Genomic DNA, 18,206 nt, shown 5'->3' with positions numbered 1-18,206 from the left:
GTCGTTTCTCATAGTGCTTTGGTTGCAAGGCTTATTGTTACTGGTCGGCATGGTGGTATGTCTGCCGTTTGTTCTACTGGGCTACGTTCGTCTAGTTGAACATTTTGGTATGAGTAAAGAGTTTGAATATCGCCAAATTCGCACGAAGATAAAGTAGGGTTGAAAACCCGTAAAATAATCTGTTCGGAGTGCTCAGATTTCTTTAATGTGCTGAAGTGCAGAGAGTTGTTCCATTCGACTAGGCTTTGTGATTCTGGGACGACAAGCGTTGTAGGGTTGAGTCTGAATCTTGCCCAGTCAGTGCCGACATGGCTGATGACGGGTGTATTGATACACTCAACGGTTTGCCAGTACTCAGTTTCCTTTTCACTACAGAAAGGAACCAGAGAAAGAGAGAACTGATGACGGCCTTGAATTTGAGAGTCAGGAGCAGGAAGGACCATACCAGAGGCACGACCTGGTCGATAAGTGAGATTTGCTTGTCCAAGCCAACCAACGCTACGTAGTAGGGTAATAGCAATAGAGTTAGGTGTGTCTTGATGAAACTCGTACTCGCGTAAGCCTTTCGTGACAACACCTAACCCTCGCGACGCATTACGATGTAGCACCATTGATTGCATCGGATAGTTAGCAACAGGTGCTTCGGTCCACGATTCTTTTTGCCAGATATCAAGCTCACCCGGTACGTTCTCTCGAGTGACCAAGCCAAATGGTTGGTCTGCCACATGTTGTGAGCACTCTATGCCTGTAGGGAAGTTGATTTGTAAACGGTGGTCCAAAACGCAGTTATCTAAGTCAACGTCTACATCAATGGCAGGACGGTCATTACGTAGAGTGATTTTGAGAGAAATAGGAAGTCGAGTTGAAGCGACGTGTTGCTTTCTCTCATCAAGGTTTTTAGGAAGCACCATGGAGAAGTTTAATGTCATGGTTGACGTTAATACGCCTGTTTCTACAAACACGGTGTGTTCGGCGCTCCTACTGCTAATTATCCAATCATTGAGGAGTGGAGAAAAATTGTAGTTGTCACCTTCGTCAGAACCATCACAGATTTCGAACAGGTTCGGGTATCGAGCGCCATTCCTATGGTCGACAAGATGCAGTGTACCGTTAGTTTGGTATTCAAGAGTGAACCATTGGTTACTGATTACTGATTCTTGGCGGCGGATTGTGTCAGAGTTAGTTGCACTTAGCTTATCTTCTTGAAGGTAAATCGTTGTATAACCACATGCAGGGATATCTTTAACACTCACCATCATGGAGATCTTTCTATACCAAGTTGTTGTTGTGTTATTCGAGAGTTCCTGAATGATCGTCGACATATCTTGTTGTGATTCGTCAATGATTTGATATTGCAGTTCGTTACCTTGCTGATCGACGATGTTAAATTGGTCAGACGGGGTGTAGATGGTAACTTCAACTAAACTGTCACGTTTTTTCGGAATACTATTGAAGACTACGATTTTTGTGCCATCGACAGAGGCTTGAATACCTTGCGTTAACTTTCTGAAGTTGAGTTCTAACAATTGTTCAGCGGTTTCGATGCCTGACAAAAGACGATTAAGAACCATTGCATTTACACGGTCTGAGTTGCAACCACCGATACTATCGTGTGCATGACTTTTCATGGCTTCACGCCAGATCTGATTAACGGCATTTTGTGGGTAAGGCAGTCCATTGGTGTAGTTTAATGCCAGCAAAGGCTCCAAATAACGACTGACTAGGGTTTCTAACTTTTCGTTCGCGAGCTTAATATCCATTCGTGTCGAGAAAATGCCACGATGAATTCTCATATACTTAGGATCGAGCATTTCACCTTTGAAGCAATTTAGAGTGGGAGCCGATGTAGCAAGTGCATCGAAATAGTCATCGAAAGAACTGTTCACAAAGTGAAATTCATCTTGGGTTTGGTTGGCATGATCAAGAAGGCTAACTACCTGAAACTCAAAAGGTGATTGGTCATTGCCATTCGGAAGCATGACGTGCTCACTCGCTGCAAACTGGCATTGCTTTCGTGCATTGGAAGTAATAGCTTCGGTAAAACTCATAGGGTCAGTAGGTAACCATTTTGAACACCCATAACCCCATGGAAAGACTGCTGTTGTTATCTTACTCCCGTCTTGGCTCTGCCATTGAAATTCTGTATTGGCGACGAGTCGTTCAGACCAACCACGCCATAAAACTGCTCTATCAATATTGAATTGATTTAACAGCATTGGTAGTTGTTCTGTTTGCCCAAAGGAATCAGGAACATAGCCGATTTTCATCGCTTGACCATATTTCTCACAGTCGCTCATCCCAAGTAGTAGGTTACGCGTAATTGACTCAGCACTGACGGTGAGAAAGTCCGTTTGAGTATACCAGGGGCCAATCAATATTCTCTGGTTTTTGATAAGAAATTCTAATCTCTCTTTGTGTTCTGGTGCAACTTGTAAATAGTCGTCTAATACAACAGTTTGAGCATCTAATACAAAAGGTCCTATATTATTATCTCGTTCCAGATTAGACATTAAATCGTCCATAAAATAATAAAGTAGTGCTTTTGAATCGTTCTCAGTAAAATACCATTCGCGATCCCAGTGGGTATGCTGAATTAAATGAATAGTTTTCATAAGGCGTGATTAACCCCAGAGCATGGGCTCTAATAGTTTTATAATGAAGGTATATCTCAGGGCTAGGTGACTAGCCCTGAACTAAGAAGAATTTGCTTAACGGGAAACGGTAAATTTAGGTGCGTTTTCCGTTTTGTCCTGCTTTGTCGTTTGTTCTCCGTTGAAAACTAACAGGGAGCCTACGGCAATGATGGCTGAGCCTGTTGCAATTGCTAAGACGTAAACAAACCAGCTTTCAACAGCAAGCCAACCGTAGAAACCTGAGATTGGTGCTTTGTTTACAGCACCTAACCCTACAGCCATAGCGGCACCAACGGCGGAGCCCAAAACGTTTACTGCAATGATCTTTGGATTAGCCAGTGCAAAGGGAATAGCGCCCTCTGACACACCGATTAACCCCATTAGTGTCGAGGCTTTCCCGGCTTCCTGAAGTGATGCAGGAAAGCGAGATTTCCAGATTAACGTCGCAACACCAATGCCAATTGGCGGAATAATAATAGCGACTTGGGCTGCTGTATTTGGGTCATAAATGCCAGACGCTAATAGAGCCATAGCAGTAGTTACTGCCGCTTTATTGATCGGACCGCCAAGGTCAAAGCCAACCATGCCACCCACTACCGCAGCAAGAACGATTTTGTTACCGTCAGACATTGAGAGTAGCCATGTTTCTAAACCTCTGTTCAATGCCGCCATTGGGTCGCCGATTACGTAAGACATTAGTGCGCAAACGAGCAGAGTACCGCCAACAGGAATAATAAAGATTGGTCCGGCAGAAGCTAGCGACTTTGGTAGCTTAATTTTGGTTGCTAGATACTTAACGATATAACCTGCGAGAAGGCCTGCTGCAAGCGCCCCCAGGAAACCAGTACCGATTTTACCTGCAAGCAAACCACCAATCATGCCTGGGGCTATCGCCGGCTTGTTAGCGATAGCAAACGCGATGTATCCCGCAACAACAGGTAACATTAGCGATAATGCCATACCACCGAAGCCGTCAAAATCGTGGAACAGTCTGACTAGTTGATGTACCGACTCGGCGTGACTGCCATCCCAAATGTTATCGACACCATAAAACGAGGCACCGATACGAGCAATTCCCATCAGTACCGCGCCGGCAATGATGAAAGGGAGCATATATGACACACCGGTCATGATGGCATTCTTAATTTCAGTACCTACTGATTTTTGTCCTGCATTGAACTGGCTCATAATTACACCTCCGCTGTTAGCGCCTCAAACAAAGCAGAGCCGTGTTTAATTGGATCTGCTACTTTGCATTCAATTTTAGGAAGTGAAGCGAAACGCTCAACACCATTTATTGCCACATCAGCTGCGATAATAGCAGCGTCAGCTCGCGCAATATCTTCAGGAGTAATTTCGTTTTCAGCTCCCATACTACCTTGAGTCTCGACTTTTATTTCGAGTCCCAATTCCTTGGCTTTAACTTCAAGCGCTTCAGCGGCCATATAGGTATGAGCTACGCCAGTAGGGCAAGCGGCAACGCACACGATGAACATAATGTAATCCTCTTTTTATTGTAAAAAAAAACACACAACTGCGATAACGCTAGTTGTGTGTTTTTTGATGTTTCTATCAACTAATGTAAGAAAAGCGTAGGCTTTCTCAAGCACAGAGTACTGACATGCTTTTAAAATCTCTGTAAATCCTACAATGGCAATAAAGCTTAATACAAGACGTAGTAAGCGAGCGTGTTGCACCGCGTACTTGTATTCATGGTTGAATCGAGTCGTTGCCATTGGAAGAGAAATCGCTCTAAATGGAGGAATGAGTTCGGCGCTCTTAGTCCATAAATTAGAGTATTGCTCTGCAAGATTGAGCTCGTCTGTTGCGAGTTCTGATTGAGATGCGTTCGTCAGTTTATCTACGGAATCAATAGATTGTGGTATGAAAAACAAACAAAAAGAACGAAGTGCAAGCAATAACAGCTTGATGCACTCCGTAACTTTTAGTTTAAATTTCATTGTTGGTTTCATTTTATCTATCCAATTCCATATTGATGCTTATATTATATTTGAATTCCAAGTATATCCGTGATTGAGATCTCAAATACAATTTAGCTTTAAATAATTATTCTACTCTCAATTAAAAAATAAATTTTCAACGATTTAAGGATTAGTTTAAGTAATGTATTTCTTTTGGGAGGATGATAGCGTTGAGCCCATTAGTCGATAAGACTTTAGTCTTGTTTCCTTGAAGAGTTGGGGTATAGCGACTAATTTTGAACATATCTAGATACTGCATAAGGAAATGCATATGGATATTGTCGTGATGCTTACCAGTGGCCAGTTTGGCGTGTTAGAGGACTGCGAAAGCCTTGAGTTAGAAGGTGAGATGGTGGAGTGTTGGGTCGAGGCTGAGGAGAGCTTCGAGTATCGGTCTGGACAAGTAGAAAGAGTGCTCTAGATGAAAAAGTGGATACTACCCGTGATTTTGGGGTTGCTGGTGGCTTATGATTGGTCTTTTTCAAGGGATGCGTTGGACAGCGAAGACTTTGTCGCCTCTTTTGATAAGCAATCCCCCGATGAAAATGACGTGAAATATCATTTGGATACTTTAACGGCTAACAAGAGCCAGTTAAATGCGGCATTAACCTACTACTATCTAGCCATTTTAGTTACTGAAAAAGATACTGAAATGAAAAAAGACCGTATTGCGTTAGCTAAACAGCTGGATGAAAAGCGACAGGACGTTATTGATAGTTATCGCTTTTCAGAAAAAAATGTCGCTACGTATGATCAGGTTCTTAAGTACGTTGCCGATAGTATTACTTCCGACGAAAAGCGATATAACCGTTGGTACCAGATTCAATTGGCGGGGCAGGGCGATGTAAATCAACGTCTTGTTAAAGTCAATGACATGCACGCTAGCTACTCTCATTGCCAACTTGGTACCTATTGTTAAGTACGAATGAGGCCGTCATTGACGGCCTTATATGGTTTTGTGTTTCAAAACATGGTTACTTGAGCTATTTCTTAACGACTAAATTGAGGACAAACAACAGCGCGATAGGAAATAGTGAGGCAATCAACATCCACGCCCAGCCTTGAGTATAGAGGACGAATCCCGCTCCTAATGAACCTGCCGCTTGAAATCCAGTGATAGAGAAATCGTTTACGGCTTGCACTTTGAATCGCTCACTTGGCTTGTATGTTTGAGGTAATAATGTTGTTCCTCCGATAAATAAGAAGTTCCAACCCACACCAAGCGCTACTAACGCCCACCAGTAATGGTGTACGGAATGCCCTAGTAGAGCTATGGCAATGCAAGCAAGGAATATAATGCAACCTAAGGATATCAACTTGTAGAGACCGATGCGTTTAATGATCAGCGGAGTGATTAATGACGGTAAGTACATTGCCATTACATGACTCTGAATGACCCATTTAGCGCTTTGGATATCATGTCCATGGCCTGACATTGCAAGCGGTGTTGCGGTCATTAAGAAAGCCATAACCGCATAAGCGGTAAGTCCAGAACCGATAGCGAGCCAAAGTAGAGGCTGTTTAAATAGAAGCGAAAGGGTGCGCGCCTCACCAACATCTTTACTGCTATCGTGAATCTCTAGCGGTTTCATTGCGATAGCCAGAATGAGAGCACCAACGATCTCTAAAGTCCCTAGCGCAGCATATGCCCGAGCGTAATCAGACTCAAACATTGGGATAAACTGGCCCAAATTGAGCAGTTCAGGACCAACCCATGCTGCTGCAATGCCACCGACCAAAACCAAACTGATAACACTGGCGTGCTGGGAAGGGTTTGCACAACTCTCTATTGCTGCGAATCGATATTGACCGACGTAGGCTAATTGAGTTCCAAGAATAAAAGTGCTCAGAGAGAATCCCCAGAAACTGCCATTATCGATGTTCCAAGCTGCAAAGAAGGCTGCGACGCTGCTTACTAGCGCAGCGATGACGAAAGCGTGTTTTCGACCAATTTTTCTCTGGATACGAGCTGCGGGAAAGATATTAAGCGATACACCTAAAATTAAAGCAGTGACCGGAAAAGTAGCGAGGGTCGGGTCACTATGAAGACTGGTACCGACAATGCCTCCCAAAAATACGTTTAAAGCGCCTACAGAGAGGACAAAAGGTTGGACTGTGGCAAGTAACCAAGCATTCCATGGCAGAGATCTCATGACATTTCTTACTAGTAGCACATTAGTTTAGCCTCTATGGTGCAGGAACTAGCTAGAAAAGCAATCTGTAATTTGTTTAAAAATCGGCTATTTGCTCACCTTATAAAATTCTTCGATGAAAATTGGAATATTTAATCTAAATTATCGACGATTGACAATCGCCTAAAAAATACTTTTGTTTTTCATGAGTTATTCTGATCTATTTGTTATTAAAGTAATTGTTCTTATTTTAATGTTCTCTATTATGTTATTTAAAGCCTAATTATTGTGGTTAATATAATCTGTCGATAAGTGTTTGTATTGATTTTTATATATGTAATTTTGCTTCAGTGGAATTATTTTAAATCTGTTTTTTGTGTTTGAAATATATTTTGTTGGTACTAGTTTTATAAATGCGGGCTAGGGAATAATATAAGGAATAACTATGGATGGTTTATCGTATAAACAGGCATCTAAATTTCTTGATGCAGCGACAATGGGAATTAAGAAAGGCGATGTTGAAGCGTTATTAGTTAATGATGATAGAAACGGTTGGATCGATCAACAGATTAACCTCAGTTACACAAACCATGTTTCACAAACGTTAGTGCAGCAGCAACAGCGTGGTCAAACAACCCTTACTCAGGAAATGAGAGTCTGTGCTTGGTTTGATCTTGCTTTGCAAGATGACGCTCAGTTACGCCAACGAGTTGCCTTCGCACTAAGTCAAATTCTGGTCGTGGGCGACCGCGATGCGCAGTTGGCACCGTATCCATTAGAGTTAGCCAATTACTATGACATTCTGACAACATACGCTTTCAGCGACTACAAAACGCTGCTTTATCATGTCACACGCTCACCTATCATGGGACATTACTTGACGATGGTGGGTAATCTTCCCAAGTCTCAAACTGGTGTAAATCCAGATCAAAACTATGCACGAGAAATCATGCAGTTGTTTACGATAGGTCTAAATAAACTTAATCCAGACGGAACACTTTACTTAGACCAGGAAGGTAATCCCGAAGCTAATTATGACGATGCCGATGTAGAGGATATGGCAAGAATATTTACTGGTTGGTTTATGTCTAATAGCAGCATGAATGCTCCAATGGAGGCGAACGATGTATACCACGATATGGAATCAAAAGAGGTTTTAGGAGAAAGTTTTCCGGCAGGTGTTGGAGCGGAACAAGAACTCGAGCACGTGTTGGATGTGTTAGTCAAACACCCTAATACCGCCCCGAATATTTCTACCTTGTTGATTAAGCGATTTGTCACCTCTAACCCGACTCCTGCCTATGTGGAGCGAGTCTCATCCGTGTTTAAACAAACGGATGGAGACCTAGCTGCAGTGATTAAAGCAGTGTTACTTGATGACGAAGTAAATGCAGAAGGAAGTCTATTTCGCGCGAAACTTCGCGAGCCCATATTGGCCATGACCTATCTGTATCGTGCTCTGGATAGCAAACCGGGGGCAGGCGCAACTATCACACCAAATGCCATGCTATATCAAGATACTTTTGGTCAATATCCATTGGGTTCACCTTCGGTCTTTAATTTCTACTCTCCGGATTACCTACCAATGGGCGGTCTTGGCGAGCAAGGGCTAACTGCTCCTGAGCTTGAGATCATTGATTGGAACCAAACCGTAAAAATGAGCAATATTGCTTGGAAACTGGTTACCGATAATGGTTATAAAACTAGCTCAAATAGTTCTGGAGAACTCTATCCGGATGTGTCGGATTTTGTATCGGCATCTGGAGACTACTCACAGCTTATAAACTTAATTGCAAATCGATTCTTTGGAGGAGAAGTTCCTGTAGATTTAGCGCCTCGATTTGAAGGTTTATGGAATGCGAAAAGCAATAATAATAAACCTTACTCGGTATCAGCCATGCTTTATTTTGCATTTATCTCTCCCAACTTTATGGTTCAGGAGTAAAGTACTATGAAATTAACAAGACGTAATTTTATTAAAAGCACTCTTTATAGTTCTGCAGCAACTTCTATTCCATTGACGTTATCATTGCCGTCGAGCGCTTTAGCAAATGAAGGAGGTGATTATAAAGCCCTAGTTTGTTTATTTCTATATGGTGGCAATGATTCTTTTAATATGCTTGTTCCAAAAGATGGAGTAAATTTAAATAATTATAGAGATTCCCGGCCAGATATTCAGTTATGGGATCATGAGGTGTCGCAAATTGGTCATATTATGGACGATAATCAGCAATCCTTAGCCCTCAATGCTGCTATGCCCAAAATATCCAGTTTGTTCGAGGCCAAAGTGGCGACAAGTATCGTTAATGTTGGTTCATTAATTGAACCAACAACCAAGGAAAACTATAACAGTGTCAAACGTTCTCCCAATTTGGGGGCGCATAATAAGCAGCAACTGGCATGGCAGCGAAGCTGGGAGACAAGTCAATATCATCCTTACGGTTGGGCTGGCATGATGATGGACCTACTAGCGACAGGGGCTGAATCTATTTCACCTAATCTGTCTTTTAGTGGTAACGAGCTAATGAATGGTTCAGGAGTGCAAGATCTTAGAGTGAGTTCATCGGGAATTCGTGCAATGTCCTCTTTGTCGGTAAACTCAGTAAACAATAACATTACCAAACTACTTGCTGACAACAATGCATCGGAATTTGGTAAAGCATACTTGCAGAGCTTCCAAGACATCTTAGATTTTCAAGATACATTGGGAGATTTGCTCGACCAATACCCAGAAGATCCAAACATTCCTTCCAGCTACCTTGGATCTCAGTTGAAAATGGTTAAAAGACTTATCCAATCGAGTGGCGGCCTTAATCAAGCACGTCAGGTATTTTTTGTTTCGCTAGGTGGGTTCGATAATCACAGCAACCAGCGTGGCAAGCATGATGGTTTGCTGACCACGATTGACGATGCTGTTTCCGCATTTTATGCCTCCCTTGAGGCTGATGGATTGCAAGATAGCGTAGTAACTTTCACTATGTCTGATTTCGGTAGAACCATTCAAAATAACAGTAATCGAGGTACAGATCATGGATGGGGAAGTAACCAATTAGTTATAGGCGGTAGTGTAAAAGGCGGCAAAGCTTATGGTCGCTATCCAGAGTTTGTTAAGGATGGTCCAGACGCAATAGGTAACAAGTTTATACCTACCACAGCGTCGGAACAGTATGCTGCGACATTATGTCGATGGTTTGGATTATCGGAATCCGGAGTTGACTATATCTTCCCAACTTTGTCGCCAGATAAGGAAAATCACTTCCCAAGCCGTTACTTAGGTTTCTTAGGACAGGATTTAACGGAAAGCGAAAATCTAGCAATCGCCGGTGTCGCAGCCTCTGTGACACGAGTGGATCATACGCCAGAGATGGCTATTGATGGTGACCCTACGACAAAATGGACAGCTAAAGGCGAAGGAATTCATTTTGATATTACGTTGTCAGAGACATCTAGCCTTGATGTGCTACGTTTTTCACAAGCTAAGGGCGATGTAAGGCAGTACTTTATGGATATATCGGTAAGTAGCGATGGCGTGCAGTTCACTAAACTCATGAGTTATCAAACTCCGGGAGATACAACTGGTTATGTGGACGTTGAGCTTGGTGGTCAACAGGCTCGTATCCTAAGAATTACTTGTAACGGCAATAATGACCCTGTGAATAGCAAGCTACTCAAATGGAACAACTTCCAAGAAATTGAAGTATGGGGTAAGCCTGTTTAGATTATTACAAATAACTGAGGGCCCGAATCAGGGCCCTCAGTGAATTCATTGATGAGGTCGAGATCAGTGACCTACGGTTTTCGAAAGTAAGTTGACGACAAGAACACCAGATAGAATAAGCCCGATTCCGACAATTGCCGCTAGGTCCAATTTTTGTCCGTATGCAAAATATCCTACCGTTGCCACTAGGACGATGCCTGCACCGCTCCAGATCGCATAAACCACACCAACCGGCATACTTTTAACGGTGACAGATAGCAAAAAGAAAGCCACGGCATAGCCGATACCAACTACTAGGCTAGGAGCCAGCTTGGTAAATTGTTCTGTCTTAGGAATAAACGAAGTTGCGATCACTTCAGTCACAATGGCTATTGAAAGTGCAATAGCTGGAGGCAGAGAAACAAGAGTTTGAAACATACTGCATTACCACCAAACAAGTGAATACGAAACCGCTCGTATTCTGATGGGCGAGAGTATAAATAATTTCAAAAACTTTGGTAGTGTTGGTTGGGTAAATAATTATTACACCAAAGAGATAATAAATAAGTGAGCGCGGCCGTCACAGACCGCTCCCACGTAGTCTTATGCTTGCTGAGCCACGAGTGCCTTTTTCTCAAGAAATTTAGCAATCGCAGTAACACCAGCAATGTACATAGCGCCACCAAGAAGAGCCACTGCCATCCAAGAGAAGCCATGCTCAACCACATGGTCTTTGTGAAGAATACACATCACCACATAAGCGAACGTAATATAGCTAAATGCAAAATGAGCGATTGGCCCCATACCAATAGTAATCAGAACAACACCAGCAACGTAAATGTAAAACGCGTTCTCACCGCCAACGATAGGCGCCAGTGCTCCCAAGGTTGCAGGGATTAGCATTCCCATGGCGATACCTACAATACCAGCTGCGAAAATGTTCTTAAGTTTGCTTAGGTCAAATTTTGCTTCAAAGAAAAAGATTAGCGCAAGGAATGCAGGCCATTTATCGTGAATACCTAACTTCTGAAGAATAACCGTACCGGCTACGATCCAGATTGTTAGCATTAGCGTTTTTGTCATATGTGCTGAATTGAATACTTGATTCATCATTGGATTCTCTAAATAGGGTGTAGTGAAAGAGGTTGGCGCGGATTCTATAGAGCAGGAATGTTGAGGTCACTAGCGAAAAAAGGGTATCTATCTGAAACTAGGATAGTTTCGCATGGCAATTGGCAAAGCTATAAATTGATGCTCATTGTATAAACAATGAGCATCAATGCGATTAATGGTTTAAAAACAGTGATAGTGGTGCGCTATCAAAGAATGGGCTTAGGCGCTACTTTACTTTGGTTGAACAAAGTACATATCTTTAGCGTAAATATTGCCCTTCGGGTTATTAATAGGGAAGCCCTTCAGAGTATTTCGAACCAGTCGAGTATGCTTGTAATAGTAGAGTGGAATCATCGGTGCGGCCTCGGCTAATATGGTTTCTGCTTGGTTGAACAGTTGGTAGCGCTTGGCTTTATCTGCGGTTACGCTAGCACGTTGCATTAGCTCATCAAACTTCGCATCACAGAAGCCACTTTCGTTTTCAACGTGATTGCAAGTATAGGAAGCTAACACTGAGGATGGTTCCGCATAATCTCCAAATGACCATGAACGCGCTATCTCAAAATCTCCTAAAGATTTAGCTGAGACATAGGCTTTCCATTCCATGTTCTGCAGGTGAACTTTGACGCCAAGCGGCTTCCACATAGAGGCGAGGGCCAAGGCTATCTTTTTATGGTTTTCACTGGTGTTATAAGTCACCGTAAATTCGAGCGGCTTGTCTTTGCTATATCCAGCTTCCGCTAACAACTGTTTTGCCATTTCCAAACGTTGTTGCATGCTCTTATCACTGTATGCCATATGCGGGGCATCGTAATTTGGAATGATAGATGGAACTGGAGTATAAGCAGCGACTTCTCCTTGACCAGTGATCTTCTCAACCAGTATGTTGCGGTCGATAGAAACGGTAAGGGCTTGTCGAACTTTGGCGTTATCGAACGGCGCTTTTTGGGTGTTGAAGGAGTAGATGTACGAACCAAGTAGTGGCAACCCTTGGATTTGAGATGGATCCTCTTTAATCAAACGTTGATATTGCTCCAACTGAATTCGGTTGGTCATATCAATCTCACCTGATTGATAACGCACAAGTTCAGCATTTTGAGAAGCAAGACCAAGATAGGTAACGCCATTAATGACAGTGTGTTGGTCGTCCCAATATTGTGGATTACGCTCTACTTCAACATACTCATTAGGTACCCACTTAACCAACTTATAAGCACCATTGGTGACCATGTTCTCTGGACGAGTCCACTGGTTACCGAACTTTGTTACTACTGCTTCAGGAAGAGGAAAGAAGGTCTTCACACTCATCAAGCTTAAGAAATACGGTGTTGGTTTGGTCAAGTTTACTTCAAGTGCAGTGTCTGTAAGCGCTTTTACACCCAATTCAGAAGCTTTAACATCTCCCGATAAGATAGCGCCAGCATTCGTGATGTTGGCGGTCTTGAAGTAGTGGCCAGTGTTGTTACCAGTGCTAGGATCTACCGCGCGTTGCCAAGCAAAGACAAAGTCTTCTGCTGTTAGCGGCGAACCATCAGACCATTTGAGATCTTCTTTTAGTTGGAAAGTCACTGTTAAACCGTCGTCGGAGACACTCCAAGACTTGGCTTGGCCTGGAATCATTCGCCCATTTTGGTCCTCGATAATTAATCCTTCGAATATATCGTTGGCAATAATGTCGCCCGGCATGCCTGAATTAACGAAGGTTGGGTCGATAGTACTAGGCTCGGCCCCATTTCCCCTAACAAGATATTGCTCACTTGCTAATACTGTCCCATCGGGAACATTAGCAGAGAGTGCATGAAAAGAAGTCGCGGCCAGTAAAGAGGCAATGGTGATGGGGAGCATTTTTTTGTTCATTGAGTACATCCTATACGTAAAACTTTGTCCGTAATAACTCCCATTTATAACTAAAATTGTCTCATATTTAAACAACTTAACTACAATTAACCTCAATAAGTTTAATGATTTAATTTATAAACTAGTACAGTGGAGTGTGATTGAGCTCGGGTAACCTATACATGACGGGGCTTGATCTACATTTCGAAACAATTGGTCATCGATTGAAGTGGGTTTGCAATCACTTGATAAGGTTATTCGCTATCGAACCACTGAAGCACGTGGTTTAATAACGGCATGTGCTTAGTTGTCCTGTCCACTTTCAATTAACACATGCATCCAACATAGACATTGTATTAATATTTTGCCCTGCAGCCTTTGGCCGCAGGGCGTTTTTTTAGTGAGTAAGATAGTCAGAGCTGGCTTGGCGAGAAAGCGTCTCACGCAATGTCTCAGGGAGGATGCTCCAATGTATGCCTTCCAACGCACCAGCGATATAAAACAGTAAGTTGATTCCCGGCTGTTTATCGTGGCTACCACACACCGCTTTATACGCATTCACAGGACCTTGCTCTCTTAATTCATCAATCGAGTGGATACCCGCCTTACGTAACATTCGTTCCGTTTTATATTGCATATTAGGAAGGTCTTTGATGCGCGTGGGCGTTTCTTTACGCCTTTTTTCTTCCAAACCTACACTCCAAACTTCTTCGCAGAGCTGTGCTATTTGTTTATCGCAATGCTTTACTGCTTCAGGAATGGAATAGTAACTAGAAAGGCTAGGGTAGTTGCGAGACGATGAGCGCCAGTGAAACTCGTATGGCGTACACCCTAATTGCGAAAACTCGTCCTTAAACTTACTATTCGGTGCTCTAAGGTAGAGCTCGTTGCCCTTTATTAGTGCAAACATCACACCATTAGACAGAACGCCTTTCCCGCCAAATACAGAACGGATGCTTATCTCTTTAAGCTCAGTGTACGCCTGTATTGAGTCTACAAAGTTATCTAACATCATCTCTCTCCTTGAATGTGTTACGAATAGGACAATTTGCGCTTTCGATAAGAAACTGTGATTACAACTGCATTAATTGTTCCAGATTCTTAGTCGTTACAAATTTTGTGAGAGTGAGGTTGGAGTTATGGTGCGGTTAGAAGCGATTTTGACGTAAAGGTTTTTCACTGTTCATAAAACTGAAGCGCGACTTTGTTAAAACATGAAGTGGCAAACCGTGAGTAGCGAATAGGTTAAGTTCTAGATTTGATCCAAGTTTGAGACAGATTAGTTTTCAGTCGGTTTACTACTTACTTGAATAATGAATCGCGACTACATTCAGTAGACTACGTGTTCAGAACGTTTGTTGGTAAGGCTTTACTGAGATGGCTTGAGTTTGGAGTATAGGTAACTGTTTTGGGTTGTCGAATGCTGCAATGCAATTTCTGAATATCGTGAGGAGTGGAAATGCTAGAGCCTTATACCGTTCTAACATGGACTGATAATCAATTGATAACGCCTGACACTTCGTGGGTTTTAACTCATCGTAATTACTACCCTCGTTGCGAACAACTCGTAACAACTAGGGCTCTTTGTGAGTTAGATATCTATCTTAATCAACACCAATACTTCACCGAACCCTGTGGTGTCGTTGACCCTAGATTTCCGATTTTAGCCTTTTCATATGGAGAAGGTAGAGAGGTTAATCAACTCATTGCCGAGCAAGTCATTACTATTATGCTCAGTCAGCCAAGGATTCAAGCTATCCTGCAATGGGAAATCTGCGACATTGTTCTAGACTCTCAGCCAAATTTTAAGTCGCGCGTTACTTCTATTCAGTTCGGGCATAACGAGACCTATATGACTACAAAAGAAGTCGCTTTGAAGGCTATTCATTATGCCCAAGTTCGCAAGGTGAATATTGTTGCTCAACTTTGGCATGCAAGCCGTTGTATTCGTCAGGCAGAAGAATGTGGTTGGCACTGTATTTCCTTGCGGGGTGTCGATGCTTTTGCTCCAACTGACCCACAGCCATGGGTTCGCCATCCGCTGTATTGGTTGTTAAAAGAGAGTCGCTATCGTTATACCGAGTCTCGGGAGGGCAATTTCGTCATTCAACCAAGGACGACGGTATAGCTGACATTATACCATTCGCTTCTTCTCTGTCTTAGTTCTCAAAATTCACCAAACTGTATATGTATACAGTTATTTCTACGTTAGATTATCACCAGTAACAACGTGGAAGGTAGATTTATGGAAAACGTTAAACAGATAGTTGAAGCGTATTGGCGTGCAATGGAAGGGAATGATTTCTATTATGCGAGTGAGTGTTTAGCAGAAAGTATTGAAGTTCATTGGCCTCAGTCGAATGAAAAAATCGTGGGAAGAGAGAACTTTGCTGCGGTAAACACTGAGTATCCCGCTAATGGGTTGTGGCAGTTTGATATTATTTCTATTGTTGCAGAGGGTAATACGGTCGTTACCGATGTTAATGTCACTGATGGAAAGATCAAAGCAAAAGCCATTACGTTTCATACCGTTGAAAATGGAGAAATCGTCAAGCAAGTAGAATACTGGCCGGACGATTATCCGGCGGCAGAATGGCGCAAACGCTGGGTTTGCGCCATTAGTTAGGTTAGGCTGCGCCCTTTTTTGGCTCGGACGTTTCCTCTTCCGAGATTTCGTTTTCGCTGGTGTTATCACTTAGTACATCAGCAAGCGTTGACTTAGATAGGTGGCCTTGAAGGTCGCCGTTGTCATCCACAACCGGAAGAGGGTGATCGTTATCCAGCGTTTCTGGAATCACTTCCTCCAACAAAGCATCGCTTTTCACCGCAGGAACATCATCCAACATCTCATCAGGAATTTCCTTATGGTAATCAGAGCGCTCAACTTGCTCTAACGCTTCTTGAGTAATGACTCCTTGATATCCTTCGTCAGTGACAACGTAACCATAATCGTGTTTTGAACGACGCATTTGTGTCAGCGCTTCACCAAGAGTTTCGGCAGTAATGCGCGAAATAGGAGGCTGCATCACTGTCTCTACGGTTAACGCACGCGCACGATTAACGTCTTTAACAAAGGCTTCAACATAGTCGTCCGCTGGGTTTAGCAGTATGTCGACAGGTTTGTCTTGTTGAACAACCACGCCATCGCGAAGAATTGCGATGCGATCACCTAAGCGCAGTGCTTCATCCAAATCGTGAGTGATAAAGATAATGGTTTTGTGCAGTTTTTCCTGAAGTTCGATCAGCTGGTCTTGCATTTCGCTACGGATTAACGGATCGAGTGCTGAGAATGCTTCATCCATTAAAAGGATATCGGCATCGGTACAAAGGGCGCGAGCAAGGCCAACACGTTGTTGTTGTCCTCCTGAAAGTTGGCTAGGGTATTGTTCTTCATAGCCTTCTAAGCCCACGGTCTTAATCCATTCTTTTGCCTTGGCTAAGCGATCTGTTTTGCTTAAGCCTTGAATCTGTAACCCATACGCTACGTTGTCGATGACCGATTTATGTGGAAGTAATCCAAAACGTTGAAATACCATCGACATCTTATGACGGCGAAAATCTCGCAAGTCCTTATCGGATAGTTTCATCACGTCAGATCCATCAACGATAATCTCACCTTCAGAAGGGTCGATAAGGCGGTTAAAGTGACGAATCAATGTGGATTTACCCGAGCCGGAAAGCCCCATGACGACGAAAATTTCGCCAGGGTAGACATCAAGGTTGATATCTTGAAGTCCGAGAGTATGGCCAGTACGGGCTAGTAGCTCATCTTTGGTCTCACCGTCCTTGACGGCTTGCAAGTATGACTTATCTTTAGGACCAAAGATCTTATAGAGGTTTTTAATTTGAATAATTGGCTGAGGTTGAGTCATTATTCTCTTCCTCCTAAGTGAGCTTGGGTACGCTTAGCGTAGCTTTGAGAAACGCGGTCGAAGATGATAGCAAGTGCCACGATCGCTAGACCATTTAAAAGACCTAAAGTGAAGTATTGGTTGGTAATGGACTTAAGCACAGGTTGGCCCAATCCCTTCACCCCAATCATGGAGGCAATGACCACCATGGCGAGCGCCATCATAATGGTTTGGTTGATACCTGCCATAATATTTGGCATTGCCAAAGGAACTTGCACGCCAAATAGGCGCTGCATCGGACTTGCGCCGTACGCAGTAGCAGCTTCAAGAACTTCTCTGTCTACCAAGCGAATACCGAGATCTGTCAGTCGAATCACTGGCGGAATGGCATAAATGACGACGGCAATAACGCCCGGAATTTTACCAATGCCAAGTAGCATGACCACGGGTATCAAATAAACAAAAGCTGGCATGGTTTGCATAATATCGAGTATCGGAGTGATCACGGCTCGTGCTTTCTTAGACTGAGCCATAATTATACCGGTAGGTATTCCGAGCGCGATGGCGACAAAGGTGGAGACGAGAATAATACTCATGGTTCGCATGGTATTGTCCCACATTCCGAAGAAGCCGATTAGAAAGAATGCAATACCAACAGAAGCACTAAGCTTCCATGAGCGGCTGGCTAAGTAGGCTAGGCCGACCAAAATACCGAGGATGAGCCACCAAGGGCTAGAAAGAAGCAGCTTTTCAAACCAGATTAAAAAACTTAAAAGAGGATCAAAGATGGATTCGATGGCGTCGCCATATTCGCGAGAGAAGTCGCGATATGCGCCGTCGAGGGTTTTACGAATATCGAGTAGTTGTTTTCTATCGAGCTGAGGTATTTCACTCAACCAACTGGCATTAGACATCTGTTACTCCTTGATTACTTCTGCCATTTAAGAAGATCCCTAACTTAG

Annotated in this window: 17 protein-coding genes; 6 read left to right on the top strand and 11 right to left on the bottom strand. The window is 43.1% G+C overall.

The window, feature by feature from the left end; genetic code table 11:
* Positions 1-8 precede the first annotated feature (8 nt).
* From L2W36_RS05970 to L2W36_RS05955, 4 genes are all read right to left on the bottom strand, one after another.
* Positions 9-2,612, bottom strand: a complete 2,604-nt coding sequence (locus L2W36_RS05970; RefSeq protein WP_236109563.1) for a glycoside hydrolase family 38 C-terminal domain-containing protein — start codon at positions 2,610-2,612, stop codon at positions 9-11.
* Between the two features lie 96 nt (positions 2,613-2,708).
* Positions 2,709-3,821, bottom strand: coding sequence for a PTS fructose transporter subunit IIC (locus L2W36_RS05965; protein ID WP_006070455.1), 1,113 nt, complete (start codon positions 3,819-3,821; stop codon positions 2,709-2,711).
* A 2-nt stretch (positions 3,822-3,823) separates the two neighbouring features.
* The gene (locus L2W36_RS05960) at positions 3,824-4,129 is read right to left on the bottom strand and encodes a PTS fructose transporter subunit IIB (RefSeq protein WP_031494346.1); all 306 of its coding nucleotides are present in this window, start codon (positions 4,127-4,129) and stop codon (positions 3,824-3,826) included.
* A 15-nt stretch (positions 4,130-4,144) separates the two neighbouring features.
* Positions 4,145-4,594, bottom strand: a complete 450-nt coding sequence (locus L2W36_RS05955) for a hypothetical protein (RefSeq protein ID WP_124941959.1) — start codon at positions 4,592-4,594, stop codon at positions 4,145-4,147.
* Positions 4,595-4,886: 292 nt separating this feature from the next.
* On the opposite strand from L2W36_RS05955, the gene L2W36_RS05950 reads away from it, so the two are divergent.
* Together L2W36_RS05950 and L2W36_RS05945 are read left to right on the top strand one after the other, a co-directional pair.
* On the top strand, positions 4,887-5,036 hold the full coding sequence (locus L2W36_RS05950; RefSeq protein ID WP_006070452.1) for a hypothetical protein: 150 nt from the start codon (positions 4,887-4,889) through the stop codon (positions 5,034-5,036).
* Entirely contained in the window at positions 5,037-5,534 is a 498-nt protein-coding gene (locus tag L2W36_RS05945) for a hypothetical protein (RefSeq protein ID WP_062459202.1), read from the top strand.
* A 64-nt stretch (positions 5,535-5,598) separates the two neighbouring features.
* Here L2W36_RS05945 and L2W36_RS05940 read toward each other — a convergent pair whose 3' ends face one another.
* The gene (locus tag L2W36_RS05940; RefSeq protein WP_062459199.1) at positions 5,599-6,768 is read right to left on the bottom strand and encodes an MFS transporter; all 1,170 of its coding nucleotides are present in this window, start codon (positions 6,766-6,768) and stop codon (positions 5,599-5,601) included.
* A 424-nt stretch (positions 6,769-7,192) separates the two neighbouring features.
* Between L2W36_RS05940 and L2W36_RS05935 the strand changes: the two genes are divergently transcribed.
* Positions 7,193-8,692 carry a DUF1800 domain-containing protein gene (locus L2W36_RS05935; protein ID WP_236109562.1) on the top strand — a complete coding sequence of 500 codons (1,500 nt, stop codon included), beginning with the start codon at positions 7,193-7,195 and terminating at the stop codon, positions 8,690-8,692.
* A gap of 6 nt (positions 8,693-8,698) precedes the next feature.
* Complete coding sequence (locus tag L2W36_RS05930) at positions 8,699-10,465, top strand: DUF1501 domain-containing protein (protein ID WP_236109561.1); 1,767 nt, start codon at positions 8,699-8,701, stop codon at positions 10,463-10,465.
* Between the two features lie 63 nt (positions 10,466-10,528).
* Here the strand turns inward: L2W36_RS05930 and L2W36_RS05925 are convergent, their stop codons facing one another.
* The 4 genes from L2W36_RS05925 to L2W36_RS05910 all read right to left on the bottom strand — a co-directional run bounded on the left by L2W36_RS05925 (position 10,529) and on the right by L2W36_RS05910 (position 14,408).
* Positions 10,529-10,882, bottom strand: coding sequence for an SMR family transporter (locus L2W36_RS05925; RefSeq protein ID WP_006070447.1), 354 nt, complete (start codon positions 10,880-10,882; stop codon positions 10,529-10,531).
* A 165-nt stretch (positions 10,883-11,047) separates the two neighbouring features.
* Complete coding sequence (locus L2W36_RS05920) at positions 11,048-11,557, bottom strand: hypothetical protein (RefSeq protein ID WP_236109560.1); 510 nt, start codon at positions 11,555-11,557, stop codon at positions 11,048-11,050.
* Between the two features lie 231 nt (positions 11,558-11,788).
* Positions 11,789-13,414 carry a peptide ABC transporter substrate-binding protein gene (locus L2W36_RS05915; RefSeq protein ID WP_236109559.1) on the bottom strand — a complete coding sequence of 542 codons (1,626 nt, stop codon included), beginning with the start codon at positions 13,412-13,414 and terminating at the stop codon, positions 11,789-11,791.
* 376 nt (positions 13,415-13,790) lie between these two features.
* Positions 13,791-14,408: a TfoX/Sxy family DNA transformation protein gene (locus L2W36_RS05910; protein ID WP_088878297.1), complete on the bottom strand. Its 618-nt coding sequence runs from the start codon at positions 14,406-14,408 to the stop codon at positions 13,791-13,793.
* A gap of 444 nt (positions 14,409-14,852) precedes the next feature.
* Between L2W36_RS05910 and L2W36_RS05905 the strand changes: the two genes are divergently transcribed.
* Both L2W36_RS05905 and L2W36_RS05900 read left to right on the top strand, forming a co-directional pair.
* Entirely contained in the window at positions 14,853-15,521 is a 669-nt protein-coding gene (locus L2W36_RS05905) for a hypothetical protein (protein ID WP_236109558.1), read from the top strand.
* Positions 15,522-15,638: 117 nt separating this feature from the next.
* Entirely contained in the window at positions 15,639-16,019 is a 381-nt protein-coding gene (locus tag L2W36_RS05900) for a nuclear transport factor 2 family protein (protein ID WP_062459157.1), read from the top strand.
* Position 16,020: 1 nt separating this feature from the next.
* Here L2W36_RS05900 and L2W36_RS05895 read toward each other — a convergent pair whose 3' ends face one another.
* Positions 16,021-17,265: a quaternary amine ABC transporter ATP-binding protein gene (locus L2W36_RS05895; protein WP_062459154.1), complete on the bottom strand. Its 1,245-nt coding sequence runs from the start codon at positions 17,263-17,265 to the stop codon at positions 16,021-16,023.
* Positions 17,265-18,158 carry an ABC transporter permease gene (locus L2W36_RS05890; RefSeq protein ID WP_236109557.1) on the bottom strand — a complete coding sequence of 298 codons (894 nt, stop codon included), beginning with the start codon at positions 18,156-18,158 and terminating at the stop codon, positions 17,265-17,267. Before L2W36_RS05890 ends, L2W36_RS05895 begins: the two co-directional genes overlap by 1 nt.
* Between the last annotated feature and the right edge of the window lie 48 nt (positions 18,159-18,206).

It is taken from the genome of Vibrio sp. McD22-P3 (assembly GCF_021568915.1).
In the GTDB taxonomy this organism is placed as follows: domain Bacteria; phylum Pseudomonadota; class Gammaproteobacteria; order Enterobacterales; family Vibrionaceae; genus Vibrio; species Vibrio mediterranei.
Note: the sequence above shows the minus strand (reverse complement) of the source record. Positions and strands in the feature narration are given on the sequence as shown.

Bases quoted from the DNA above. Each gene is read 5' to 3' on its own strand.
- L2W36_RS05970 (WP_236109563.1), bottom strand. From the start codon at position 2,612: ATGAAAACTATTCATTTAATTCAGCATACCCACTGGGATCGCGAATGG.
- L2W36_RS05925 (WP_006070447.1), bottom strand. From the start codon at position 10,882: ATGTTTCAAACTCTTGTTTCTCTGCCTCCAGCTATTGCACTTTCAATA.
- L2W36_RS05945 (WP_062459202.1), top strand. From the start codon at position 5,037: ATGAAAAAGTGGATACTACCCGTGATTTTGGGGTTGCTGGTGGCTTAT.
- L2W36_RS05890 (WP_236109557.1), bottom strand. From the start codon at position 18,158: ATGTCTAATGCCAGTTGGTTGAGTGAAATACCTCAGCTCGATAGAAAA.
- L2W36_RS05910 (WP_088878297.1), bottom strand. From the start codon at position 14,408: ATGATGTTAGATAACTTTGTAGACTCAATACAGGCGTACACTGAGCTT.
- L2W36_RS05905 (WP_236109558.1), top strand. From the start codon at position 14,853: ATGCTAGAGCCTTATACCGTTCTAACATGGACTGATAATCAATTGATA.
- L2W36_RS05950 (WP_006070452.1), top strand. From the start codon at position 4,887: ATGGATATTGTCGTGATGCTTACCAGTGGCCAGTTTGGCGTGTTAGAG.
- L2W36_RS05915 (WP_236109559.1), bottom strand. From the start codon at position 13,414: ATGAACAAAAAAATGCTCCCCATCACCATTGCCTCTTTACTGGCCGCG.
- L2W36_RS05895 (WP_062459154.1), bottom strand. From the start codon at position 17,265: ATGACTCAACCTCAGCCAATTATTCAAATTAAAAACCTCTATAAGATC.
- L2W36_RS05930 (WP_236109561.1), top strand. From the start codon at position 8,699: ATGAAATTAACAAGACGTAATTTTATTAAAAGCACTCTTTATAGTTCT.
- L2W36_RS05955 (WP_124941959.1), bottom strand. From the start codon at position 4,594: ATGAAATTTAAACTAAAAGTTACGGAGTGCATCAAGCTGTTATTGCTT.
- L2W36_RS05940 (WP_062459199.1), bottom strand. From the start codon at position 6,768: ATGAGATCTCTGCCATGGAATGCTTGGTTACTTGCCACAGTCCAACCT.
- L2W36_RS05920 (WP_236109560.1), bottom strand. From the start codon at position 11,557: ATGATGAATCAAGTATTCAATTCAGCACATATGACAAAAACGCTAATG.
- L2W36_RS05965 (WP_006070455.1), bottom strand. From the start codon at position 3,821: ATGAGCCAGTTCAATGCAGGACAAAAATCAGTAGGTACTGAAATTAAG.
- L2W36_RS05900 (WP_062459157.1), top strand. From the start codon at position 15,639: ATGGAAAACGTTAAACAGATAGTTGAAGCGTATTGGCGTGCAATGGAA.
- L2W36_RS05935 (WP_236109562.1), top strand. From the start codon at position 7,193: ATGGATGGTTTATCGTATAAACAGGCATCTAAATTTCTTGATGCAGCG.
- L2W36_RS05960 (WP_031494346.1), bottom strand. From the start codon at position 4,129: ATGTTCATCGTGTGCGTTGCCGCTTGCCCTACTGGCGTAGCTCATACC.